Below are 25117 nucleotides of genomic sequence, written 5' to 3'. Positions count from 1 at the left end.
GATTTATTTATGTTTAATCGTCCGAGTCACTACCCCAGTCGTGGTGCCACTCATGGTATTGGTCGGCGCTTTTACAGCGGCTTGATAAACTGGCATCACGTCAGGTAGCAGTGCTTGGATTTTGGCGATACGCTGCCCTGAGTTTGGATGCGTAGACATCAACGTGACTAAGGTGTTGCTGCGACCATTTGCCGCTTCCATTTTTTTCCATACTGCAATGGCAGCTTCTGGATTGTAGCCTGCTTGCGCCATCAAACGTAAGCCACCTGCATCGGCTTGTGACTCTTGACTACGAGAAAACGGCTTATCAATACCAAAGTCACTAATCAAACCCAGCGCCTCATTACTCAGCCCTGTTTCCGCCTGTATCGCAGCACCCCCTAACTGAAGTGCTAGGCTTGTCAGAATTTTTTGCCCAGTATCTTTTTTGCTATGCTCAGCTAACGCATGGGTCATTTCGTGTCCCATGATTGCCGCGATCTCTGCATCTGTTAACTGTAGCTTCTCTACAATACCGGTATAAAATGCCATTTTACCACCAGGCATTGCCCAAGCGTTTAATTCAGGCGAGCGTATCACAGTGACCTGCCAATCAAAGGGCACCCCTGTTGTATTAGCGCGCACAGCATAGGGCTTCATACGATGAAAAACCCGATTTACCCGCGCGGCGGTGGCAGAGGTATTGTCTACCGCGCCTTGACTATGAGCGCTAGAAACCACTTGCGAGTAGCTTTTTGCCGCATCGATATTCATGGTAGCAGTATCATATCCTGCAATATCAGCGACCGTGGTGCAGCCTGCTAAAGTAGTAACCGTAGTCAGCAATAGTGCATTTTTTATTTTTTGAAACGTTGTCATCAGACGTCCTATTTGAGAGCCATAACCATTAAAATGTAACCGATATGTAACTAATGTGTCTAAATTGCACAAAGAGATTATCACGGTAAAAAACAAAAGTCTATCAATTTAATAGTCTATTGTTTGGCTATATTAAGATTGCACGCTCATCCTAACCGCTCAGTTAAGTTTTTTTCCTTGCAGCAATGGTTTACGCCTTATAATAGTAGCAAATCAATAGCGCAAGTTATGCTATCGTTACCTTGCTATATCGATACGTCATCACTACTTCTCATCCCTTATAACCTTCATAAGAGCGACAGTAGCCAACATGCCCAGCTTACCCATGACTTCTATCAGCTACGTACAGCAACAGCGCATTACTCGATTATGCGTGCGTTGCGGATTACTGCTTATGCAGTATGGCGCTGAGTCTGCCGTGGTAGTGGACTTATCGAAGCGTTTGGGGTTTGCATTGGGAATGAGTAGCGTCGAGTGTTCGCTAAATTTTAATGCCATCACTTTGACGACTATCTGTAATGAGCGCTGTATCACCACCACCCGAGATACGATCAATCAGAGTATCAATGTCAATTTATTGGTGCAAATCCAGCAAATCGTCAATAAAACCGAAGCCACTATCAATAATAATGATTTGATTGACCGCACAACGCTTGCGTTTGATGAGTTGGATAAAACGGTATATCCGACATGGCTAGTCAGTATATTTGTCGGCGCTTCTTGTGCGGCGTTTGCTTATCTAAACGGTGGCAGCTGGTCGATTACGGCTGTGACATTTATCGCGGGTATGGTGGCAATGTTCACCCGTATCTACTTGGCAAAGCATCATTTTAACCCCTTTATCACGGTCATCGTGACGGCTTTTATCGCCTCTTTGATTGGGGCGACGACCTATTACTTTGATATTGGTAATAACGCCGATATCGCCGTGGCCTCTAGCGTGTTGCTGCTGATTCCAAGCTTTCCGCTGATCAACTCCTTATCCGACATCTTAAAGGGCTATGTCAATATCGGCGTTGGGCGGGCGGTGTTTACTTATATGCTGACCTTGTCCGCGTGCGTTGGCATCGTGATGGCGCTAGTTTTACTGCAAATACAGCACTGGGGGTTTTAATATGTGGTTTATTGAGACCGTTGTGCTGTCTTGCATCATTACCCTTGGCTGGACGCTGATGTTTAGCGTGCCCAAACGCTATATTTTGCCGTGTTTGCTGATGACCGCTCTGGGATTCGGACTTAAAACAGCGCTTGTCTATCAGCATATCCATCTGGTGGTGGCCAGCTTTTTTGGCGCGATGCTCGCCAGCTTTTTGGGGGTGTACTTTTCTAAAAAATATACCTTACCGCCCAAAGCCTTAATCTCCCCAAGTGTCATCTGTATGATGCCCGGTATCGCCGCTTATAAGGCGATGGTCAGTATGGTGCAGATTGGTTACTTTGGCTTTTCAGACGAGTTATTTAGCCAAATGATGGTGTATTTATTCGAAGCCTTGTTTGTGACCTCAGGATTGGTACTGGGCTTGTCCATTCCTGGGCTGTTATTTTATAGACGGCGTGCCATAGTCTAGGCAGGTTTAAGTGGGTTTAAATGAGATTATTATGTGTTAGGCTATTTTTGTTTAAATACTTTTATAAACTGATGCTAGCTGGCACACCCTTATGATAAAAAACTTGTAAGATAGATTATCCATACCCATTACAATAGAGTTCAAAACTGTACCGAAACTTAATGAAGAGACATAACAATGACAAAGCATTACGATTATATTTCCATTGGCGGCGGTAGCGGCGGTATTGCCTCCATTAACCGTGCAGCAAGCTATGGCAAAAAGTGCGCGATTATCGAAGCGGAAGAATTAGGCGGCACTTGCGTCAATTGGGGCTGCGTACCCAAAAAGGTGATGTGGTACGGCGCGCAAGTCGCTGAGGCGATTGAGAAGTACGCGCCAGACTACGGATTCGAGGTTGAGTTAAAGAATTTCGATTTTCAAAAACTCATTCAAAGCCGTCAGCAGTACATCGAGAATATCCATCGCGCTTATGACAATAACTTAGCCAAAAATGGCGTGGAAGTGATTAAAGGCTTTGCTAAATTCGTCGATACCAATACGGTTGAGGTCAATGGCGAGCAAATCACTGCTGACCATATTTTGATTGCGACGGGCGGTCATCCTATTTTCCCTGATATCCCAGGTGCAGAGCACGGTATCGATTCTGATGGCTTCTTTGAATTGACTCATTTGCCCAAACGCGTCGCTATCGCAGGCGCAGGCTATATTGCTGTTGAAATCGCAGGCGTACTCAACAGCCTCGGCGCTGAGGTGCATCTATACGTGCGTCAGCATTCGCCGCTACGCTCGTTTGATCACACTATCGTCGAGGCGCTGCTGATAGAGATGGAGCAAGACGGTATTCATCTGCATACCAACACCACCCTTACCGAAGTCAATAAAAACGAAGAGGGCTGTTTAGAGCTATTTACCAAAGATGGCACGCTTGATACAGTTGATTGTCTGATTTGGGCGATTGGCCGCGCGCCGTCTACTGACAACATCAACCTACAAGTAACGGGCGTAGAAACCACCGAGTTTGGCAAAATCAAAGTCGATAAATTCCAAAATACCAATGTTGATGGTATTTACGCGGTCGGTGATATTATCGAAAACAGCATTGATCTGACGCCAGTAGCTATCGCGGCAGGTCGCAGATTGTCAGAGCGCTTGTTCAATGATAAGACTGACGAGCATTTGGTTTATGATTTGATACCGACGGTTATATTTACTCATCCTGCTATTGGTACTATTGGTTTATCTGAGATTGACGCGGTGAAGCTACATGGCAAAGACAACATTAAGTGCTACACCTCGACCTTTACCTCGATGTATAGCGCCGTGACTCAGCATCGCCAAAAGTGCGTAATGAAGCTGGTGTGCTTAGGTGAGGAGGAGAAAATTATTGGCCTACATGGCATCGGTTACGGTGTCGATGAGATGCTGCAAGGGTTTGCCGTAGCAGTGAAGATGGGCGCGACCAAAGCAGACTTTGATAATACCGTTGCTATTCATCCAACCGGTGCAGAAGAGTTTGTGACCATGCGTTAGTGGGCGTTAACGAGCGTTAATGGGCGCTAGATGAGCGTTATAGGCGTTAACAAGTGTTATTTCTGTCAGTAGAAGCTGATCAATAAAGAGTAAACATATAGAGTTAAATAACAAAAGGAGTGCCGCTTGGACACTCCTTTTTTTTCATCGTTTGTATCTCATACCAACCACTATGGCCACTATGGCGTCAATACCCATTCGCCATTGACATCACTGACCTTAAAAGCGCCGCTATCAGTACGACTATTTCCACCGATGGTTTGCGTGACATCAGCGGTACACAGATAAGTGTTGTCACCCTCAGTCGTATCACAGCTGACATTGTCTACGCTCTCAAGCGTTGGCATCATACCTGCCATCATGCCGCTCACAGCTTTTGCCATCTCATCATCGCCCGCTTGCACCATTGCATCGTCCATGATGCTATTGGCCTTGTCATACTGCGCCTGAATCAGCTCTTCTACGTCACTATCAGAGGGGCCGCTCGAGCAAGCGGCAAAGAGCGGTGTCAATACAGCGATGATTGCTAATTTTTTTATACGTCTCATCATATTCTCGTTTCGATTAGGTAGTGCTCAAAGTATACCTAAACATCCTTTAAAACCCAACATAATTTCTTTGTCAATAGCACTGCTTTTTATAGCCTTTTATCTTTGTTAGTAACTTGCTATTTTTATGCCTTAGCCTCAAGTGACTTGCAGACAGTTCAATCTCCTTGCTGTTATTATGCCAGTATTCTAATAAACGATAAGAGAGTTGCAAGATGGTAGCCGTCTACCTTTATATTTTACCTGTTGGCTTAGGCATTATGACTTTAGCAGCAAGTTTATTGTTCTTGTTTGCATTTTTGATGTCTGATGACCCTGCGACGCGCTTGCCTGCTTTTAACTGGTTTAAGCGCTTAATCATTGTGGCGTTTATCTTGCTCAGCGTTGGATTGTTTATGACTTTTGGTCACTTTTGGGGCGCATAAAGTAAAGTCCGCTGTTATGCGTTAACGATTTTCTCAAGCTCCAATAGCACTAAGTCATCGCGCTTAGGCTCGCCATTATTGCCATCGACAGGAAACGGCATACTATTACCATTTAGCTGATAACCGCGGCGCTGATAATAAGCCAATAATTCAGGGCGGTGACTTAAGATGGACATAGTAAGACGGGTGGGTTGATTGTTACTTTTTAGATGTCTTTCAGCGAAAGTTTCGGCGGCCTGCAATATCACGTTACCGATGCCCGCTCCTTGCAGCTTTGGATGTACGGCAAACATACCGATATAAGCTTTGTTACTATGAGATTTTTTATCTGAACCTGTCTCGACCTTTATATCGACAGCTATGCAGCCCAATAGCTCGCCTATCTCCTTGCCGCCGCGCTCGCCGGTATCGGTCTGTGGATAAACAAAAACATAGTGCTTAGGATTGGCAATGACGCCAGCTAGCTCGTCTGCCGTAGTGCGAATACCGCCCACCAAATCGGCCTCATTGGTCCAGCCTTCATCTTGGCGATAGCAGAGGTTTAAGAGTTGCTCTAAAGCGCTCACATCATTAGCATCCGCTTGCCGCAAAAATAATTTTGCTGCTTTGTCAGCAGTGTCATTGTCAGTTTTTTTGTTTTTCGCGGTATCAGTCATTTGGGTACTCTCTGGGGCTAAACATTATTGCTAATAAAAAGGGCTGACCTAATATACTAGGACAGCCTTTATGATAATTATTAACCGCTAATTAGTCTATGGTGATAGCGCATGGGCTTGCTCGATAATATCGAATCCTGCATTGATTTGAGCGCGGGTTGGCGCATGACCACGGCGTAATAATTCGCTAAAAGCAATCAGCTCTTTGTCTCGGCCTAGGGAGCTGGCGGCACTAGCGCGAGTATTCTCTCCTTCGTCATCAAAATAGTACTCGATGTAATCTAAATCGTCAGGCGTACCAAATAAAATGCCTTTATCAGGGGTTGCGGCATGACCACTATAGCGCAGGCTCTTGCCATATTGCGCCGTCCAAAAGAACGGGATACGCTCCTCTAGCGTGTTAACGTTATCATCATTCAAGATAGCGCCTGCGGTTACCATGCCATGCTGTAAGGCGACGCGCCAATGCTCAATACGCATCCGTCCCATCTGATTGGTCGCTTTGGCAATATCGCCTAGTGCATAGACGCCGTCGCGTAGCTGTAGATGCTCATCGACTTGCACACCATCGGGGTCATTTACTTCATTTAATATCTCGGTACGTGGTGCCACACCCGTACCCAAAACCACCACGTCCGCTGCCAGCGTACTGCCGTCTGACAGTGTGATACCGCTGACATGACTGCCGTCTCCATTGATGCTTTCAACACCTGCACCAAACACAAAGCGCACCCCATTTTCTTCATGCAGTTTGATAAGCGTATCACTCACCGCCTCAGAGACGATATTGCTCATGACGCGGCGACTGCGCCCGACGATGGTGACGGAGGCGGCATTGCCAGCCTGCATCAGCGCTGATGCTGCCTCCATGCCGATAAATCCTGTACCGACGATGACGACGTTTTTGTTATCGGTAGCACCTTTGATCGCCTTAGCATCATCCATATTGCGTAGCGTATAGACGCCCGCTAGCTCAGCACCTTGAAATGGCGGTATCTTCGGCTCGGCGCCTGTTGCCACGACCAAAAAATCCGCAGTTTGCTGCTCGTGGTTACCATCGCCGCCTTCAATGACAATCGTACGCTCATTGGGCAGCACTGCGCTGACGGTTTGGTTTAGGCGCAGCTCAATATTGTTGTTACTGGCCCACTCGCGGCCGCCTAGCATCAGATACTTCTCATCCATCTTGCCTGCCAAAAACATTTTGGACAATAAAGGACGGTTATAAGGAGCATAACTGTCCTGACTAATTAAGGTGATTTTGCCGCCATAACCCGTATGACGTAGCTGGTTGGCGGTCATAAATCCTGCACCGCCGCCGCCTACGATGATGGTATGCGTGTCGGTCAGCTTGTCATTTGCGGTACGGTTGTCTATCTTGGCCGCGGTATCCACCACCAACCGCGCGCCCTCATCGATCAGCTCATATTGAGTCAGGCCACGCATCGCGACAGGCTCTAATAGCGTACCGTCGCGGCTATCAAAACTACCATGATGCCATGGACAGATCACTCTATCGCCGCAGCGCAACCCCTCACCCAAGTCGGCACCGGCATGCGGACATTTGCCATCAAATGCGCTAAACTCATCACGGTCACGCGTGACTAAAATGATGCTATCGTCCTCTTGTTTATAAGACTTCATGCCACCATCTGGGATGTCAGACTTATCGATAGTCACTAAATTTTTGGCGGCGATTTTGTCATCGGTTTTATTACTGTTTATTTGGCTCATAGGTCATCCTTAACAGTTATTGTTGATAGGCTGGCATCCGTACTGGCTTAGGCGGACTTGTATTGGCTCAAACCAAAAGTCCATTTATAGACATTTAGACACTACATTCAAAAATACGTATTATCTGATAGTAGCAAGACCACTTGGCTGACGCTGTTTATTTGTATACGTGCCACGTTGCAAAACGTAACTTTTTGGCTGTTACTCTCATTAGTTATATTCTCATTACTTACCTTTATCTCACGTACGCCTCCTTACCCTTATCAAAACAAAAGACACCTTTATGACTTCCCAAGATCAAGATAATCAGAACGATACAACGACACATCAGCCATCTACTCATGAGCGGGCTATGAGCGACACGCTGACAAGCACTGATATAAAAGCGGCGACAGACACCGAGCAGCTGCCGCAGCCTATACCGCAACCTTTAAGGCAGGCAACTTATAAAACCCAAAACAACGACTTTATTGTCAATGAAGTATTGCCGCTCGACTTCACAGGCGAGGGTGAGCACTTGTGGCTACATATCAAAAAATCAGGGATAAATACGGCCTATCTGGCCAAGCTGCTATCAGAATGGGCAGAGATCCCACTGCGCGATGTTGGTTATTCGGGGCTAAAAGACCGTCATGCGCTGACGACGCAGTGGTTTAGCTTAAGAATCCCCAAAAAGCAACTGCCCAACTCTGAGTTTGCCCCAGTAGACATCAGTGACAACGAGTCCGTCACCATCATCGCCCAGCATTGGCACCACAAAAAGCTCAATCGCGGTACTCACCGCGCCAATCAATTTACCATTACCCTACGAGAAATCGAGTTTGCCAGTAATATCGCAGCTACTGACGCCAAGCAGGCGACCGAGCAACATCTGGCTACTATCAGCAAAACAGGCGTGCCCAATTACTTTGGCCCCCAGCGTTTTGGTTATGAAGGCAACAACATCGCAGAAGCCCTACGGCTATTTGCTCGTCCCATACCGGCGAGCAAACCAAAAACCAAAAAGAGTAAACGCAAACGCGCGCCACGTGAGCAAAACGCCATGGAGCTATCTGCGGCTCGCAGTCTGATATTTAATGAGATATTGGCAGCCAGAGTCCGCGTAGGCAACTGGGATACTGGGCTGGCAGGTGAGGTATTTAACTTAGATGGCTCAGGCTCGATATTTGGCAGTGAGGCAATAGACGATGCCTTACGCGCACGGATGATGAGTGGTGATATTCATCCGACTGGCGTGCTGTGGGGCGTGGGTAACGATAAGGTTAGCGGCATGGCAGCGCAGCTTGAGAGAGATATTGTGAGAAATGACACCTTATTGACACAGCTGGCCATGGGCTTAGAGCAGCGCGATGTCAAAGCCCAGCGCCGAGCACTGCGTTTGCCGATTGAAGCGCTAAGCTGGGAGTGGTTAGATGCGTCCGAGAGTAATGAGCAAGCGCTGATACTGAGCTTTACCTTGACGACTGGCAGCTTTGCCACCAGTGTATTGGCCAGCATCGTCCAGCATTTACAGTTGGGCTCAGCTTAGATACCACACAGCATCACATGGCGGCTATTTTCGCTGACGAACATATGATTGGCACTGACCACTTGGTCGCGGCCACGGTCTTTTGCTTCATAGAGCGCCTTGTCCGCTGTACAGATTAAACGCTGGCAAATATCAGGTGGCAAAAGGGTCTGGTACTCTGGCGGTAAGGCGGATCTGTGGTGGCGGGGTTTGCCTGCGGGCGCTGGTTGCAGCGCCGCCTCTAACTGTAGCTGCTCCGTACGGGCTTGTTTCATACACACGCTTTGTTCGTGAGTGAACGTGTATAGCCCCAAGCTTGCGGTGACGCTAAACGCCTCATTATCATCGACCTTGATGATGTGCTTGCTGATGTCTTTGCGGAGCTGTTCGGCGATGAGCATCGCCCCATCGTGACTCGTGGCTGGCAGGACAATCAAAAACTCTTCGCCGCCATAGCGGCTCACGATGGCCGCATCGGTCAATGCCTGCGTCAGCGTCTGCGCCACTTCAAACAACACCTGATCGCCGACCTCATGACCATAGGTGTCATTGATGTCTTTAAACCAATCCAAATCTAGCAAGATAACGCTAAAGTCCTGCCCGTCTTGTAGCTCTTTTAGCGCTTGCTTCATCTGCGTCAAACCGTATCGACGATTTTTGAGCTGGGTTAGCTCGTCTTGATTGGCATGCTTTAATATCTCGTTTTTGCTGTCATCTAATATCAACAACAACGTACGAAACATATAAACGATAAATATTGCTTTGGGTAAGGCCAGTAGCACGTGGGTTGCGCGCCAAAAAAACGTCGAAGAGCGCTGTAGCTCGCTGATACTCGACCAATCTAACGTTACCCCCTTAAACACCGAGGTGGCAAGCGTGTTTTCGATCGCCATCAGCTCGTTATACGTCAGATAGTTTTGGCTGTCTAAAAATGGATAAACAAACGTCAGTTGACGCAAGTTGGGCAGATGAATACCGCAGTAAGGCGCCAAGATAGCCAATAAAATCAGAGCAATCTGTAGCAAAAATACACGCCACGCATAGCGGCGTTTGATCAGCATCATCCCAAGCATCGCACCGCCTACCAGCGAGACACCCGCAAACAAACTGCTATAACCGACCATGACGATCACAGTGGCGATATAGAAGGTATAAGGCACCACCAACAGCAGCTGCCATTTATTTAAGTTTTTGTTTTTTATGGCAGTCGTTTGCCGTTTAAGACGCGACAGATGGCGTGCGATACCCCAAAAAAACACACCCATCACCGTAATGCCAAGCCACAGCGGATACAACAGATGAATATAAACATAAGCGCCTAAGGCATCTTGATACCACCAGACAAACGCACACCAAAGCCAGTGTAAAAACACCTCCATCAAGATAAACACTGCCAACAAAGCAGTCCTATCAGCAGCTTGCCATTCGAAGATTGCTCGTGAGAGTCGCTTGTAGCCTAAATGGAGAACCGATACAGACATAATTTGGCTACCGCAAAAAATGTAAATACACCAGACATAAAATGAGTGAAAGCAACCAACGACTACAACTGCTATATAAAATAAGCGTCTATTAAATATAAGCTCAGATAGCTGCGTGCGTAAGAGATAAACGTCCTACCCATCGTACAAACGCTGGCCACCACTTAAGTGTGGCAAGATTTTTCTGAGGTTTCAATCTGTTTTGGCTATTTATTAGACAAACGCTCACCTCAAAGTGTAACCAAATAAGCGGCGGCCTCGCGCTTCTAGACAGATGTATATGAACCGTTAACCAAGCGTGGTAAACGACTGCCAGACGCCTTGTTGGTCAGGTGTCAATACAGGAACGTCGCCCAAGCGCCGCCACGGCATATTGCTACCATGAAAGTCACTACCAACCGAAGCCACCAAATTATTGGCGGCAATACTACGGTCGACCATGCGGCGGGTGCTGATAGGCTCACTGGTGGCAGGCAGCTCACAACCATCACCGCCTAGCCCAGCAAACTCTTCGACCAGCTTACGCACCCGCGTGGCTGAGAGATGATAACGCGTCGGATGCGCCAATACAGCCTTACCGCCACACGCGTGTATCAGCTCGATACCCTCAGCCATGCTCAGCGCATCGATCGCCACATAGGCAGGTTTATTATCCGCCAGATATTTGTCAAAGGCCTTTTGTACCGTTTTGACATCGCCGCGTTCAAACAATACCTGACCGATATGGGCGCGCCCGACCCCTTGCGGGTTGCCACCGGCTTTATCCAGTACGGCCTGCCACAGCTCCTCATAATCGAGACTTAATAACTCACTAAGCTTCTCAGTGATTTTCTGACCGCGACTGGCGCGGCTGTCTTGTAATTGCTGCAAAGTTGCGTGCATTTTATCTCGGTCAATAAAATCCAGCCCCAGCACATGGATGATTTTTTTGGTTGATTTGTTTTTGCCATAGCCGCCGCTGAGCGTATGCTCACAGCTAATCTCAACCCCATTAATCAGCTGCATACCGCAGGCCGTCGCCGCTGCCCGCGCCTCATCAATCCCTGCCAGCGTATCATGATCGGTCAATGCCAATACATTGACGCCAGCTGCGTGGGCACGTTGCACCACTTCGGTCGGTGCATAAGTACCATCAGAGCAGGTACTGTGACAATGTAAATCAAATTTCATAAAATAAGCCTTAGCTTTAATAGTATATAAAAGTATAGTCAGTTCGAAATAAAATCGATGCGCTCATATGAACGGGCAACTGGTATAAATTCTCCTTGCTTGCGGTGTCTACGCTGACAGATGCTGCGCAAAATTTTCCAGCTGCACTGTATCGGTTTTAAAGTGAGTTAACTATATAAAAAGTCAATAATAACTCGGCGCGCCCGCGCATCAGCAACAACCCTTTAGGTATAGCAGTAGCACGACTGATAAGCCGCACTGACTATTGGCGCGCAGGCTTGTGATATCGTATGATTATCGCGTTGTTTGCTTTTTTTTGCCGCAGTAGACGTGTAAACTACCCCATACGTTTTTGTTGGACATCCCACTTGCTATGAAAGCCTTATTAGACTTTATTCCTTTAATTGCCTTTTTTATCGCTGCTCGTTACAGTGGTATCTTGGCGGCGGCGGGTGCGCTACTGATCGCCACCATCCTCGTTTATGCCATTCACTTCATTCGGCAAAAAGGCAAATTTGATAAACAGCAATGGGTCGTTTTGTTATTGACCATTTTGTTCTGTGGTGGCACGTTATTGCTGCGTGATGATGTCTATCTACGCTGGAAGTCGCCAATCATCAACGGCATCTTTGCCTTAACGCTGATTGTCAGTGCCGCGATCAATAAACCCTTGATGCAGCTGGCCATGAAAGATGTCTTTTCACTGACGATGAGCGGCTGGAAAAAACTGACTGTCGCGTGGGGGTTGTTTTTTGCCTTTATGGGCATCTTGCATTATATCACAGCGTTCATGATGTCAGATGAAGCCTGGATCAACTTTAAAACTTATGGCTGGATTCCAATTATGTTGGTGTTTGTCGTCGCTCAATTTGCAGTCTTAAAAAAGCATCTCAATCCAGCATTGACGGATAAGTCGGCAAAGTAGCAAAGTCGCGCGCGTTATTATTTCTATAATTTTATAATAATTTGCAGCGCCAGCTAAATGCCAATCGCGACCATCATGATGCCATCTTGGCACGTTTGTATCGATACTCGCGATTTTTTATCAACCTATGTGGTTAGCGCCTGTTGAACATTCACCCCTTTTATTTACTGTTTATTTTATGAGGAAGTCTCATGTCCTTATTTGCCATCATCGGTCATGACGTAGCCGATAGCCACGCGCAGCGTCAACTTACCCGCGCTGAGCACGTCGCCCGTCTGCAGGCACTCGACCAAGAGAACCGCCTAATTATCGCAGGCCCTACCCCTATCGAACACGGTTTGGAGGCAATGTCAGGTAGCTTAATCATCGCTGACTTTGAGTCTATCGAGGCGGCGCAGGCGTGGGCAAACGACGAGCCCTACCTACGTGATGGCGTCTATAGCCATGTCGATATCAAACCTTTTATTCATACGTTGCCAAAATCTGGCAACGACGCTGCACAAGTGACCAAACCGTGAGCCGATACCCCTCTGTACTAAATACGCTTGGCTCTACGTCTGCGCTTGCTAGAATGTTGTTGGTCATGGCGCTGGCCGCTCAGTCTGCTTATGCAGCGCCGAGCGTCACCGATACGGCTGCCAGCACTGCCGCCCCTTTGGTAGAGCAAGCCGCACCGCCTGCAGCGGGTACCAACGCCAGCCTTGATATTAATAACACCTTGGCCGCGCAGTTGCAGCCGTCCAGTCAAGCGCTCTCCGATGCCAATCAGAAGCTCCTTAGCCGTAATGCCCAATTGCAGCGGCAAGTGAATGACTTACAAACCCAAGTCAATGTCTTGATATATGAGAGTAAGGGCCAGTTGTTTTTATATGGCGCTTTTACGGTTTTGATCAGCTTGCTTGTGGGTATTTTTGTGTCGTGGCTTGTGTTTGTCCGCCGTGAGCGCTGGTAGTTTTATTTATCGTCTTTTTGCTTTGTCTGATGTGACCATTTATGTCTAACGCCGCCCCAAAAAACAGCAGTACATCTGCCTCCTTGCCAGATAAACAGCCAGATACTCAGTCGCCAAACAGTCATTCACCACAGCCTTTTGCCATCCGCCCTGCTAAGATTGACTGGCAAATGGATGACACGGGCAATCAGGTACCGGTATCTGGTGAGTTTGGTGATGTGTATTTTTCCCATGCCGACGGTCTCTCAGAGTCGCGCTACGTGTTTTTGGCACACAACCAACTCGCCGAGCGCTTGGCAAACCTTGCGACAATGCAATGCTTTAGCATCGCGGAGTTGGGACTTGGCACAGGGCTAAATTTATTGGCAACGTGGCAGCTCTGGCGTGCGCTGCGTGACATGCATCCGCACTTAGCCACAGCGAAGCTGCATTTTATTACCACAGAAAAATTCCCGATACCGCTCACGGATCTTACTCAAATTTTAGCCTTATGGGCACAGCGTGCGCCTGAGCTGGCCGAGCTGATTGAGCAATTTTTGGCCGCCTATCCGCCGCTCATCGCAGGCTGTCATCGCTTGCGTTTTTTCGATGACAACTTAACGGTCGATATATGGTTGGGCGATGCCGCGGATAGCTTAACCAAATTGGCATCAGGGACGTACCTAACGCCAGCGCCTGCTGTCGATGCTTGGTATCTGGACGGATTTGCGCCGTCGTGCAACAGCACCTTATGGGCTCAAAATGTCTTTGCACAAATTCAGCGTCTCTCCCGCTCTGGCACAACCGCGGCCACTTATAGCTGTGCAGGTATCGTCAAACGGGCGCTACAGAGCTGCGGCTTTGAGATCAAAAAAGTCAAAGGCTTTGGCCGCAAGCGTGAGATGCTCACTGCCATCATGCCAGCGCCAGTAAGCGATGAGATATCTGGCCACACTGATAATCGAGCGGCTGACCACCAAGCTATAGATAATGGCCATAGTATCGTCATTGGTGCTGGCATCTCAGGGCTGATGATGGCGTGGACGCTGGCCAATCGCGGTGTCCAGGTGACCTTGCTGGATAAAACGGCACCGTTGGCAGGGGCGTCAGGCAATCCGCGCGCCCTACTCGCGCCCAAAATGACGCCCATCCATCATGTCGACGAGCATCTGCATACTATCGGCTATCTCTATAGTAGCAGACTATATCGAACGCTCAATGACAAGGCTACGCAGCAGCAGCTAGCGCCAGTGCTTGAGCCGACAGGCGCGCTCGATTTGCTGATAAAAGCCAATATCGGCACCGAGCAGATTGCAGATTATCCAGATGAGATGGCCACCACGCTACCACATGCGCAGGCACAAAGCATCAGCGGACTAACCGCGCAAGACTTAACAAAAAACTTATATTTACCACAGTCTGGCTTGGTCAATCCGCACGCCTTAAAAGACGTCGTTCTGACGCATCCGCTCATCCGCTTTCAGCAAATAGACGTTTACGATATTAGCGAGACGGCGCAAACCGCTACGATTAAAGGTAATGATCAGGCAAACAACACCGTCTCTCTTGATGCTGATAACGTGGTGATTTGCGCCGCATTTGAGAGTCATAAGCTAGATCGGCGCATTTTTGATTGCCGTAAAATACGCGGTCAGCTCTCTTGGTTTACGCCGACCACCGCCGAGCTTACAAACTTACCGAAAGTACCACTTAAATACAGCGGTTACTGTGCCCCCTTTACCGCGCACGCTGGCGATAACGAGTTAAACGATGTGGTAGAAGGTACAACACATTTATTGTTAGGAGCGAGTTTTGTGCGTAATGACACAGGCACCGATATCCGTGATGAAGAGCATCAGATTAGCCGCGACAAGCTCGTCACTGCCATTCCTGAGATGGCAGCCGTGATTCCAACAGATACCACTCTGTGGCGGGGACGTGCAGGCATTCGCACGCAAACGCCTGATTACCACCCCATGGTTGGGCTGTTGGTAAATAGTAAGCGGCTTTGGACAATGAGTGCAATGGGCGCAAAAGGCTACGCACTCGCCCCCATATGCGCTGAAACATTGGCAGATATGATGCTTGGCTCGTTTGCACCATTGTCGGCAGCGATGCAAGCACGCCTATCACCGAACCGCACGCGCTTGCAGACGCCGCTTGCAGACTAGGGCGTGTCCTCATTTTGAAAATGGTGATAAAAATGAGATAAATCGCCGTCAAACAAGGAAAATAGCGCAGATAATATCGAGATATTCGTCAGCTATTTGACACCGTTTGGCCATTTTTAGCCCATTTATATGGCTATCGATTGAATTGAGGACACGCCCTAGTTTAAAGAAAATACCATCACAAAGAAAACCGCTATTTATACTATAAAATACCATTAGCGTGATCGTGGATTGTTCCTATTGGTTTACTGTGCTTAAATATCGCTATCTTACTAGACAAGCAGCACCTTATGACGACCCTAACCTCCACATTGACGAGCTTTCTAAGAGCCATTCCTTCAAGTGCCATGTCTCAACAGGCGCGGCGCCTTTATCTTTTGTTGCCTGCTGCCGTGCTCAGCCTGCAACTAGCAGCTTGTCAAGAAAAGCCCGCGCCTACTGACGATACTCAAAATGAGCTCCGCACCCAACCAGTAGCGGCCACAAATACTGATACCGATCGTGCTGGTAGCGATGAGGCACACACTCAGATTGCGCCAGCAACAGCGACCGACCATGATATCAACCTAACGGAATTAGAAAGCGATCTTGACGACGCAGCGCCGGCTGCACTCGATACGCCGGATACGCCGCCCACCCCAAATCCAGAGCAGGCCATCAAAGGCGCACAAATCACCGATGTCCGTTATAAGAGTGCTGCAGGTGATACCTTATCGGTGGTTTTTGAAACATCAGCTTCTGGGCTACTCAATGCCATCGTCACTCGCCCCAATCAGCTAAAGTTGACCCTCAGCGCACCAGAAGGTCAAGGCAATAACCCAACGTATCGCTCAAGCGATGGTAGCATCCAATTGGTGAGTCATGCAGGTGGCGGTACCATTGATCTTATCCAAAACAATAAAGTCACTAGCTTTGATGCAGTCAGTGCTGAAGCAGAAGTCGTCACTGAATAAAACCTAAACATGTACTTTATCTAAATCGGTATTTAAAACTAAAAAAAAGCGGCAAAAGCTATTATCGTTGCCGCTTTTTTTATCTCTATTTACTGGTCTCTACTCACTCGTATTTACTTAACTTTCTGGTAGATGATTTTATTTAGCCAAAACCCGTTGTCTTGCCAAACACCTCGACCAACCAACTCATAAGTGCCCACAGCCCCCACGCGATCATCGCGATGACGATAAGGCCGATAATATCAGGAATGTGCAGATACAGCCAAGCCACAATAGGATTACGCCAAAAGCGACTTTGCTGCTGCTTGTCTTCTAACGATTGATGCAAAAACGGCCGATCCATATGCATAGTTTCGGTGATGCCATATTCATCGTGTAGATGCTCATGGACGATGCCCAAGGTCTTGCGGCTGGGACGTATAAAGATATCCAGCAATGTGCCGATACCAGGGACAATACCGACCACCATATCGATCAGCGCCAGTCTCACTGCAGGCGTCATCTTATGCGCCGGTACCCCTAGCTGGCGCCCCAATATAAAGGCATAACTCGTTAATGCCAGTCCTGCCAAATCTCCTGCGAGAGGGATGGTTGACAGTGCGGCATCAGCGCCCATGCCTTGCTTGGTAAATGGCACCCGCACCAATGAGTCCATGGTGTTGGCAAATTTGGCCAGTTTACGCTCGGTGGCGATGACCTGCGCGCGCGTCAGTCCATGCTCAGCCAATCTGGCCTGATAATCGACGCTTGGGCCGTTGGGTTCTACCCGTTTTCTCGCTTTTGACCTTGAGAGCTTGTTAAGTTTATCCATTAAAAGTCGTCCATAGACAAGAGATAGCGGTTAAGACAAAGACGTAACGCCCGACCCAAATATTTGCCAAAAAAGCTTGGAAACAAGGTATCGGCTGACGGCTAGCGCAGGCGCTGTTTTGCTTAGCAAACATCATCGCCACCAGCGCTAGGCCAAATACTGGCGTGATGCCAAGCGACGTCGGTGCAAAATAATGCCACATCACCACACCCATAATGAGCAAAAATAGCATCTGTAGCAGCGAGATGATAACGACATCATAGCGGCCAAAGAGTATCGCTGTGGATTTAACCCCAATTTTTAAATCGTCCTCACGATCCGCCATGGCATACTGGGTATCGTAGGCCACCGTCCAGCACATATAAGCGATAAACAACAGCCAACACCAGATGTCAGGCGCACCTTGTATCGCGACATACGCCATCGGTATCGCCCAGCCAAACGCTGCAGCCAAAAACACTTGCGGCAAATGGGTATAGCGCTTCATAAACGGATAAATAAACGCTAGCACTACTGCACCAAGCGACCAATAGAACACTTGTATCGGTAAAAAAAACAATAGACAAGCACTGAGAGTCACCAATATTAAAAACGCGGCGACTGCCTCACGACCTGACAGACGACCGTCAGCAAGCGGCCTGCCTTTCGTGCGCGTCACATGACCATCGACTTTACGATCGGCAAAATCATTAATCGCGCAGCCTGCCGCCCGCATCAAAATCGCCCCGAGCGCGAATAATACAAATACTTTTAGGCTGGGCAAGCCTGCTACCGCCCCTTGCTGCTGCGCCTGCCCCATCGCTGCTAGCATCACACCCCAAAGCGTCGGCCACAAAAGTAGCTCAATACCGACTGGCTTATCAAAGCGCGTCAACTGCATATAGGCATGCAGCTTGTCTTTTAGGCTTAACTCTAAGGGCGTACTACTCATAACTTTGATGCTCTTTATAGGTTCTCATACAGACTATTGGCTTCGATTAACGACAACTCAGGATACTGCTTACGTAATGCCTTGATTGCTGCAACTTTATTGTCTTGGACGTTTTGCTGACGTAGATAGGTCATATATTCTTGCGAACTGCGTAGCTTTTTAATCTCGCCTTCTAAACGCAAAATACGGGTGCGCAAAAATATATTTATTAATAATAATGCGGCTCCTACCGCCCAAACTATGATGGTTAACATCGCTCTCTCCTAAGCTGACTGCTACTAAAGATCAATATAAACATAATGACTCATATTCCACTAAACGAAATAACCATCAAAGCGGACGGCTGCATTATGCCAACTCTCATCGGGATTTTGCTGAGACAAAAATGGCGCTTGCTGCGGACGCTTGACGATAACCCGTCCTCTTCCTTCTTGATTATCGGCCACCACGGCCTGCGCTTTATTTAGTAATGCCATCTCTTCCTCTAAAGTCGGCGGATGAGCGAGGTGATGCAGTGCTTGCATCTGCTTGCCGACTTTTGCGCCTTTGCCCGTCTTGCTGTCTTGGTAGCTGCCTTCTGGAAACATCGGATCTAGATAGACCACATCGACGGCTTTAGTCGCACCTGTCATATCAGCTGGTAAAGTGGCAAAGTAGCTGAGCGCATCGGTGTTGATGATGTGTAGACGGCTCATCAGCTTTTGCCAATTGGGCTGTGTACTCATCCGCTGCTGCTCTACCAACAATAGCAATGCCATCAACGGCTGCTGCTCGAGCATGGTGACTTGTGCGCCGGTGCTGGCCAATATCAAACTGTCATGACCAAAGCCCGCCGTGGCATCAATCACACGGCTGTCCGCTGTGACCTTCGCTGCTTGCAGCAATAGCTCAGATTTGCGTCCTGCACTGACCACGCGGCACTGCAATTTGTCCCATTCTGGCGCCACGCTTAGCCCATCGCTCAGCCACGATAGCTTGTCTTTTTGATCCAATACTAAAATAGGTACGCTGGAGGTTTGGCTTAACTGCTGGCGACGTTTTTGAGTGAGCTTATCGTGCAATCGCTCAGTATTTAAGACAATGGGCAGCTGGTGCTGTACTATCAAGGCTTGCAAGCGCTCAATCTGTGCTTGCTGGCTATCGCTGATATAAAACAGGTGACAGTAACTTTGCACATTAGGAGGGTTAACTGCTGGTCGCGGCGCGCTCATGACTATTTCTCTCTATTTATTGCCTGTATAACCACAAATCATCGCGCACATTTAGCCTGCCATTTGATAGCCAAATAGCCAAGACGCCAACAGTACGATGACTCCTGTGATAATCCGTAGCCATGCAAAAATCGTAAAATCACGGCGACTGACCCAAGCGACCAGCCAGCGAATACAAAGCAGCGCGACGATAAAGGACACGACCGTGCCTATCGCTAATACCAGCCAATCTTCACTGCTAGCCAGTACCTCATGATGCTTCGCTAAATCAAGCAAGCCTGCACCAACGATCACTGGGATACCTAAAAAGAAAGAAAACTCGGCCGAAGCCTTGCGCGAGACGCCAAGCCAAAGCGCACCAATGATGGTCGCCCCTGAGCGAGAGGTTCCTGGAATGAGAGCCAGACATTGAAACAACCCTATCATCAGCGCTGTCTTTAGACTGACGTCTTCGGCCTCACACGCAATGACGGTCTTAGGGCGTTTTTCAACATAAAAAATCAGCAGACCACCGATGATAAGCATGATGGCGACTGTGATCGGATTAAACAGATAAGTCTTAATCTCATCGGCAAAGGTAAAGCCCACCAGCATCACCGGAATGGTGGCGACAATCAGACTCAGCCCCAGCTGCCGTGGGTTGCTCATGCCAGCGGCCTTGCCAGTCAGCAGACCCATAAACGCTTGCCAGAGCCGTCCCCAGTAGTCATAAATGACCGCCAAAATCGCACCAAGCTGCACCACCACCACAAACAAATCAACTTTGTCTTTGCTCCAAAACCCCATGACATCGGCTGACAAAATCATATAGCCGGTACTAGAGATGGGCAAAAACTCAGTGATACCTTCAACGATACCCATGATGACAGCTTGAATTAATAAAATGATATCCACGGTGGTATTCCTAAACCCAGATTGACAGGTGACTGAGTATAATGTTTGCGGTGTTGTTATCGTCTATACGGCTAGCCGCAGTTAGGCCTTGCCTTGCTCTTTGAGGGTTTTCCATGCTTGGTTGCGCAGATACTTTGGTAGCGCATGTGCCGCATCGGTACCGCCAGTATGCATAAATTGGGCGATACCAATCTGCCCTATCACCACGGCGTCCGGCCAGACGTCATCATGACACACCTGCTCGTCTTGTGGTTTGAGTAATACCGAGCCGTTACCAGCGATAGGTAAATTCAGCGTCGTCTGACTGTCATAATCGAGCAGCTGCTCTGTGCTGTCGTCATCCGCCGTCGACACTGGCTGCATAATGGCGGCTGTCTCTTCGGTCTGCTCTATCTTATAGTGACCAAAATATACTTGCTGCATCCGCGCATCAAGGGCGCTATAAACCTCTGTCACGCCATACTGCTGATACGCGCATTGGGCAATGGCCTGCAGGCTTGAGACACCCACGCAAGGCAGATCATGCGCCACAGACAACGCTTGCACCACGGCGGTATTGATACGTATGCCGCTAAACGCGCCAGGGCCACGGTTAAATATTAATGCTTGTATATCCGCAAGCTTTAGATTGGCCTCCAACAAGGCGGCATCAATCATCGGCAAGATTTGCTGGGTTTGCTGACGTTTGCCGCTCTCTGTATGAGCGGACAATACCTGTCCACTGACATCTAAAACGGCGATCGAACACTGATCAAACACGGTATCCATTGCTAAAAACATCACAACCTCAATTTTGTCGCTCGGCACAAAACTTATGCCCTAATAAATCAGCGCCTATCATAGCATTTAGGATAGGCAAGTTTTATGAATTTCTACGTTTTTCATACTTTCTTTATCAGTACCAACCCACGCTTGGCAAACATAAAAGACCCCAAAGCCGTCACAGCTTTGAGGTCTCTTTGATGGTCGTTATACTTGCCGTATTTATAATACTGACGACCATGCCTGCCAATCAAGGCTTAAAAGCGCGTTTTGAACTTTTTGGGCGCTTGGTTTTGTAGCTCTTGCATCTGCTTTTGCATCTCTTCGGTGCTCGGCATGTTGTTTGGATCTAGCCCCATTTGCTTTGCCATCTGTGCAGGATTCACGTCTTTAGCGCCGCCTTGCTGACCACCGCCAAACAGTGGACCGCCGCCAGATCCGCCGCCACCCATCAAGCCTTGCATCGACTTCATCATTTTACTGATGCCTTCTGGCTTTGAGATCATTTTCATCATCTTTGCCATTTGCTTGTGCTGCTTTAGTAAGCGATTGACGTCTTGAATCTCACGCCCAGAGCCTGCGGCAATACGGCGCTTGCGGCTTGGGTTGATCTTATCTGGGTTTTTACGCTCAAACGGCGTCATAGAGTTAATCAACGCCTCCATTTCACGTACTTTTTCTTCAGGTTTGGCGTCCTCGACCGCTTTTTGTATGTCTGAGCCGCCCATACCTGGCATCTTGTCCAAAAAGCCTGCCATGCCGCCCATGCTCTTCATTTGCTGAAACTGTGTCAACAGATCTTCAAGGTCAAAATCGCCGCCCTTTTGTATCTTTTTCGCCATTTTTTCGGCTTTATCACGGTCGATTTTTTGTTCGACTTCTTCGACCAGACTCAGTACATCACCCATACCGAGGATACGCTGGGCGATACGCTCAGGATGAAAGAGCTCTAAGGCGTCCAGCTTTTCGCCGCGACCCAAAAACTTAATCGGCTTGCCTGTGATGGCACGCACAGACAACGCCGCACCGCCGCGCGCATCACCATCGGTCTTGGTGAGGATAACGCCTGTCAGCGGTAGCGCATCATTAAAGGCTTTGGCAGTGTTGGCGGCATCTTGACCTGTCATCGCATCGACGACAAACAACGTCTCAGACGGATTGACCGCAGCCGTTAGCGCCTTAATCTCCTCCATCATGGTGTCGTCAATGTGCAAACGACCCGCGGTATCGATGATCAAGATATCTTGGTATTGGATTTTGGCTTCTTCGATGGCACGGCGGGCGATATCTATCGGGTTTTCATCGACACTTGAGTTGACAAATTTAGCATTCACTTGACCAGCCACCTGCTCAAGCTGCTTAATCGCGGCTGGACGATAGACGTCGGCTGAGACCAGCATGACTTTTTTCTTTTGCCGCTCTTGTAAGTACTTGGCAAGCTTACCTGCCGTGGTGGTTTTACCCGCCCCTTGTAGACCGGCGAGCAAGTAAACGACTGGCGGCTTACCCGTCATCTCTAGTTGCTGATTGGCGCTGCCCATCATCTCGGTCAGCTCGTCATGGACGATTTTGACAAAAGCTTGGCCCGGTGCCAGCTCTTTTAGCACCTCAGCACCCAGTGCCTGCTCTTTGACACGTTTGACAAAGTCGCGGGTGACAGGTAGCGCCACGTCAGCCTCTAGTAATGCCATACGCACTTCGCGCAGCGTGTCTTTGATATTGTCTTCAGTCAGTTGTCCAGATCCTACGATATTACGTAGACTCGACGATAAGCGTTCTGTTAAGGTATCAAACATAAATAACTCTCAGTTAAAATAATACAGTTAAAATAGTTGTTCGTTAAATCAGCGCTTAGTAAACCAGTTAACCGATTTATCAATAATATCAGGGTGTCTGAACATATTAAGGGATGCTTTTGGCACAAGCCCTTATGAGATGGCCACAAAAAACAGCAGATAATCCTTACTATACCATTAAGACGACACGGTACTTATGGTCGTTTTGCAAAGGTTTAAACCCTCTTGCTGCGGATAATGCGGCCACCAAGCATTTATCAAGAATAAGTAAGATGGTGCTCAATTGCCACCCATTTTATGATAAATTGGAGGATTATTCTAATCATTCCGATAATACCACTTTGGTGATACATTGAGCGATCATGTTGCGCTCAGTATGAGATGAGGTTTTATATCTGTGCACTTTGCATTCTTACTTGCTAGCCTGACTTATATAGCGGTCAGCGTTTACATCGGTTGGGCGCTGATTGCTGATAAACCTATCTACAAAGGCCGCAGTCTAGGCTTATTGCTGCTCGGGATGGCCGCGCATGCCGCGCTACTTTATCCATCTGTAGTGACGTTGTATGGCCTAAATTTTAATTTGTTTAACGTCATCAGCCTGATCAGCTTATTTTTCTTGTGTTTTTATGTGCTGTTTAGCCTGTATCGTCCGATTGTCAGCCTCGGTATCTTGGCGGCGCCGACCGCGCTGGCAGGCATGACCATCGGCTATGTCGGCCGCGCGCCCTATCAGCCCATTACCGATATCAGCCTCGGGCTTGAGACCCACATTTTACTGTCGCTGGCGGCCTATTGTGTGCTCTTGATGGCGGCGGTGCAGGCGCTGTTTTTACGCCTACAAATTCGTGAGCTTAAGCACAAAACCATCCACCGATTTTGGGTCAATAAACTACCCTCCCTACAAAGTATGGAGAGCTTGTTGTTTGATATGCTCTTAGTTGGCTTTGTCTTGCTGAGTATCGCACTGGGGATTGGCTTTATTTACGTACAGGACTTGATGGCGCAGCATATCGTCCACAAGACCGTGTTTAGCCTGCTGTCTTGGTTGTTGTTTAGTGGCTTATTATTCGGTCATTGGCGCGCAGGCTGGCGCGGCAAACGTGCGGCCAATATCACCATTTATGCTTTTATCCTGCTGGCCATTGGCTTTGTTGGTAGCAAGTTTGTATTAGAGATGCTGCTATAATTGGTATTTTCAAGCAGCAAACATAAAAAGGCCGCCAGTCATGATAGAAGATGACTGGCGGCCTTTTTACTGACTTACAGTGATTTTAGCACTATTTAATTAAATACCTTAATTAAACACCACGGTTTTATTACCCGCTACAATCACGCGGTTTTGTACATGCCAGTTGACTGCACGTGCCAAGACATTGCGCTCGATATCACGGCCAATAGCGCGCAGCTCCGCCACGCCCTGACGATGGGTGACGCGGTGTACGTCTTGCTCGATAATAGGCCCTTGATCGAGCTCGGCGGTGACATAGTGCGCTGTTGCGCCAATCAATTTGACACCTTTGTCATAAGCCTGACGATACGGGTCGGCACCGACAAACGCTGGCAAAAATGAGTGATGGATATTAATCACCTGCATCGGCCAGCGTTTAACGAAATCAGCTGACAATATCTGCATATAACGCGCCAATACCAATAGGTCATTGCCTGCCATCAGCGTATGAATCTGCTCTTCGGCATCTGCTTTGTTGTCTTTAGTCACAGGTACATGATGGAAAGTGATGCCAAAGTTTTCTACCGCTTGGAGCAGGTCAGGATGGTTGCTGACCACACACGTAATATCACAATCGAGCAAGCCGCGCTGATGACGCCATAATAAGTCCAATAATGCATGATCGAACTTTGACACCAAGATACCGACCTTGGTCTTGATGGCATTGTTGTGTAGCCGCCACGTCATGTTGTGGCGCTTAGCAACCGTATGCGCAAAGCTGGCCTCAAAGTTATCCATAATTTCGCTCAAGCCTGCCAAAGCAAACTCTAAACGCATAAAGTACTGCCCGCCCTCATGCGCGGTGGAGTACTGATCTAAGGTGATGATGTTCGCGCCATAGCGATGAATAAATTCAGATACCGCTTGGACGATGCCCGCTTGGTCGCGGCACTTAATCAATAGCGTCGCGGTATCGATAGCTACTGTCGTTTGCGAAGATTTTTCTGATGTACTTGGCAATGACACAGCTGCATTGTCGCTTGGTGTGGTGTTACTTGATGTTGTTTTACTTAGCATAATG

Annotated in this window: 25 protein-coding genes; 11 read left to right on the top strand and 14 right to left on the bottom strand. The window is 48.2% G+C overall.

Features of this window, described 5'->3' with window-relative positions; genetic code table 11:
- Positions 1 to 3: 3 nt before the first annotated feature.
- A complete protein-coding gene (locus tag JFC05_RS01120; protein WP_198335398.1) occupies positions 4 to 858 on the bottom strand; it encodes a M48 family metallopeptidase in 855 nt (284 codons plus the stop codon).
- Between the two features lie 325 nt (positions 859 to 1183).
- Between JFC05_RS01120 and JFC05_RS01115 the strand changes: the two genes are divergently transcribed.
- The 3 genes from JFC05_RS01115 to gorA all read left to right on the top strand — a co-directional run bounded on the left by JFC05_RS01115 (position 1184) and on the right by gorA (position 3959).
- Positions 1184 to 1972, top strand: a complete 789-nt coding sequence (locus tag JFC05_RS01115) for a threonine/serine exporter family protein (RefSeq protein WP_198335476.1) — start codon at positions 1184 to 1186, stop codon at positions 1970 to 1972.
- Position 1973: 1 nt separating this feature from the next.
- Positions 1974 to 2426: a threonine/serine exporter family protein gene (locus JFC05_RS01110; RefSeq protein ID WP_025645976.1), complete on the top strand. Its 453-nt coding sequence runs from the start codon at positions 1974 to 1976 to the stop codon at positions 2424 to 2426.
- 177 nt (positions 2427 to 2603) lie between these two features.
- A complete protein-coding gene (gorA, locus tag JFC05_RS01105) occupies positions 2604 to 3959 on the top strand; it encodes a glutathione-disulfide reductase (protein WP_198335397.1) in 1356 nt (451 codons plus the stop codon).
- A gap of 179 nt (positions 3960 to 4138) precedes the next feature.
- On the opposite strand, the gene JFC05_RS01100 is transcribed toward gorA, so the two are convergent.
- A complete protein-coding gene (locus JFC05_RS01100) occupies positions 4139 to 4510 on the bottom strand; it encodes a hypothetical protein (protein ID WP_227697340.1) in 372 nt (123 codons plus the stop codon).
- Between the two features lie 257 nt (positions 4511 to 4767).
- Here JFC05_RS01100 and JFC05_RS01095 point away from each other — a divergent pair, with 257 nt between their 5' ends.
- A complete protein-coding gene (locus JFC05_RS01095) occupies positions 4768 to 4932 on the top strand; it encodes a hypothetical protein (protein WP_227697339.1) in 165 nt (54 codons plus the stop codon).
- Between the two features lie 14 nt (positions 4933 to 4946).
- On the opposite strand, the gene JFC05_RS01090 is transcribed toward JFC05_RS01095, so the two are convergent.
- Together JFC05_RS01090 and JFC05_RS01085 are read right to left on the bottom strand one after the other, a co-directional pair.
- Positions 4947 to 5588 (bottom strand): GNAT family N-acetyltransferase, encoded by a 642-nt coding sequence (locus JFC05_RS01090; RefSeq protein ID WP_198335395.1) that lies wholly within the window; start codon positions 5586 to 5588, stop codon positions 4947 to 4949.
- A 96-nt stretch (positions 5589 to 5684) separates the two neighbouring features.
- Entirely contained in the window at positions 5685 to 7322 is a 1638-nt protein-coding gene (locus tag JFC05_RS01085) for an FAD-dependent oxidoreductase (RefSeq protein WP_198335394.1), read from the bottom strand.
- Between the two features lie 352 nt (positions 7323 to 7674).
- Between JFC05_RS01085 and truD the strand changes: the two genes are divergently transcribed.
- Positions 7675 to 8850 carry a tRNA pseudouridine(13) synthase TruD gene (gene truD / locus JFC05_RS01080; RefSeq protein WP_198335475.1) on the top strand — a complete coding sequence of 392 codons (1176 nt, stop codon included), beginning with the start codon at positions 7675 to 7677 and terminating at the stop codon, positions 8848 to 8850.
- On the opposite strand, the gene JFC05_RS01075 is transcribed toward truD, so the two are convergent.
- Complete coding sequence (locus JFC05_RS01075; RefSeq protein WP_198335393.1) at positions 8847 to 10310, bottom strand: GGDEF domain-containing protein; 1464 nt, start codon at positions 10308 to 10310, stop codon at positions 8847 to 8849. The genes truD and JFC05_RS01075 overlap by 4 nt on opposite strands.
- A 288-nt stretch (positions 10311 to 10598) precedes the next feature.
- Entirely contained in the window at positions 10599 to 11480 is an 882-nt protein-coding gene (locus JFC05_RS01070; protein ID WP_198335392.1) for a PHP domain-containing protein, read from the bottom strand.
- Between the two features lie 373 nt (positions 11481 to 11853).
- Here JFC05_RS01070 and ispZ point away from each other — a divergent pair, with 373 nt between their 5' ends.
- From ispZ to JFC05_RS01045, 5 genes are all read left to right on the top strand, one after another.
- Positions 11854 to 12405 carry a septation protein IspZ gene (gene ispZ / locus JFC05_RS01065; RefSeq protein WP_075100500.1) on the top strand — a complete coding sequence of 184 codons (552 nt, stop codon included), beginning with the start codon at positions 11854 to 11856 and terminating at the stop codon, positions 12403 to 12405.
- A 191-nt stretch (positions 12406 to 12596) separates the two neighbouring features.
- The gene (locus tag JFC05_RS01060) at positions 12597 to 12923 is read left to right on the top strand and encodes a YciI family protein (protein ID WP_198335391.1); all 327 of its coding nucleotides are present in this window, start codon (positions 12597 to 12599) and stop codon (positions 12921 to 12923) included.
- Positions 12920 to 13357 (top strand): hypothetical protein, encoded by a 438-nt coding sequence (locus JFC05_RS01055; RefSeq protein WP_198335390.1) that lies wholly within the window; start codon positions 12920 to 12922, stop codon positions 13355 to 13357. The genes JFC05_RS01060 and JFC05_RS01055 overlap by 4 nt, the downstream gene beginning before the upstream one ends.
- Before the next feature lie 41 nt (positions 13358 to 13398).
- On the top strand, positions 13399 to 15507 hold the full coding sequence (mnmC2, locus tag JFC05_RS01050) for a tRNA (5-methylaminomethyl-2-thiouridine)(34)-methyltransferase MnmC2 (protein ID WP_198335389.1): 2109 nt from the start codon (positions 13399 to 13401) through the stop codon (positions 15505 to 15507).
- A gap of 290 nt (positions 15508 to 15797) precedes the next feature.
- Complete coding sequence (locus JFC05_RS01045) at positions 15798 to 16460, top strand: hypothetical protein (protein WP_227697338.1); 663 nt, start codon at positions 15798 to 15800, stop codon at positions 16458 to 16460.
- Between the two features lie 142 nt (positions 16461 to 16602).
- Here JFC05_RS01045 and JFC05_RS01040 read toward each other — a convergent pair whose 3' ends face one another.
- From JFC05_RS01040 to ffh, 7 genes are all read right to left on the bottom strand, one after another.
- Positions 16603 to 17271 (bottom strand): DUF4112 domain-containing protein, encoded by a 669-nt coding sequence (locus tag JFC05_RS01040; protein ID WP_198335388.1) that lies wholly within the window; start codon positions 17269 to 17271, stop codon positions 16603 to 16605.
- A complete protein-coding gene (gene ubiA / locus JFC05_RS01035) occupies positions 17264 to 18202 on the bottom strand; it encodes a 4-hydroxybenzoate octaprenyltransferase (protein ID WP_198335387.1) in 939 nt (312 codons plus the stop codon). Before ubiA ends, JFC05_RS01040 begins: the two co-directional genes overlap by 8 nt.
- A gap of 14 nt (positions 18203 to 18216) precedes the next feature.
- Positions 18217 to 18456 carry a hypothetical protein gene (locus JFC05_RS01030; RefSeq protein ID WP_198335386.1) on the bottom strand — a complete coding sequence of 80 codons (240 nt, stop codon included), beginning with the start codon at positions 18454 to 18456 and terminating at the stop codon, positions 18217 to 18219.
- Between the two features lie 60 nt (positions 18457 to 18516).
- Positions 18517 to 19413 (bottom strand): class I SAM-dependent methyltransferase, encoded by an 897-nt coding sequence (locus JFC05_RS01025; protein WP_198335385.1) that lies wholly within the window; start codon positions 19411 to 19413, stop codon positions 18517 to 18519.
- Between the two features lie 51 nt (positions 19414 to 19464).
- Positions 19465 to 20307: an undecaprenyl-diphosphate phosphatase gene (locus JFC05_RS01020; RefSeq protein ID WP_198335384.1), complete on the bottom strand. Its 843-nt coding sequence runs from the start codon at positions 20305 to 20307 to the stop codon at positions 19465 to 19467.
- Between the two features lie 81 nt (positions 20308 to 20388).
- Positions 20389 to 21087, bottom strand: coding sequence for a tRNA (adenosine(37)-N6)-threonylcarbamoyltransferase complex dimerization subunit type 1 TsaB (gene tsaB / locus JFC05_RS01015; protein ID WP_198335473.1), 699 nt, complete (start codon positions 21085 to 21087; stop codon positions 20389 to 20391).
- A gap of 239 nt (positions 21088 to 21326) precedes the next feature.
- The gene (ffh, locus tag JFC05_RS01010; RefSeq protein WP_198335383.1) at positions 21327 to 22865 is read right to left on the bottom strand and encodes a signal recognition particle protein; all 1539 of its coding nucleotides are present in this window, start codon (positions 22863 to 22865) and stop codon (positions 21327 to 21329) included.
- A gap of 397 nt (positions 22866 to 23262) precedes the next feature.
- Here ffh and JFC05_RS01005 point away from each other — a divergent pair, with 397 nt between their 5' ends.
- The gene (locus JFC05_RS01005; RefSeq protein ID WP_198335382.1) at positions 23263 to 24054 is read left to right on the top strand and encodes a cytochrome C assembly family protein; all 792 of its coding nucleotides are present in this window, start codon (positions 23263 to 23265) and stop codon (positions 24052 to 24054) included.
- A gap of 108 nt (positions 24055 to 24162) precedes the next feature.
- Here JFC05_RS01005 and purU read toward each other — a convergent pair whose 3' ends face one another.
- Positions 24163 to 25113: a formyltetrahydrofolate deformylase gene (gene purU / locus JFC05_RS01000; RefSeq protein ID WP_227697337.1), complete on the bottom strand. Its 951-nt coding sequence runs from the start codon at positions 25111 to 25113 to the stop codon at positions 24163 to 24165.
- Positions 25114 to 25117 lie beyond the last annotated feature (4 nt).

Origin of the sequence: Psychrobacter celer (genome assembly GCF_016107555.1) — a bacterium.
Taxonomy (GTDB): domain Bacteria; phylum Pseudomonadota; class Gammaproteobacteria; order Pseudomonadales; family Moraxellaceae; genus Psychrobacter; species Psychrobacter celer.
Note: the sequence above shows the minus strand (reverse complement) of the source record. Positions and strands in the feature narration are given on the sequence as shown.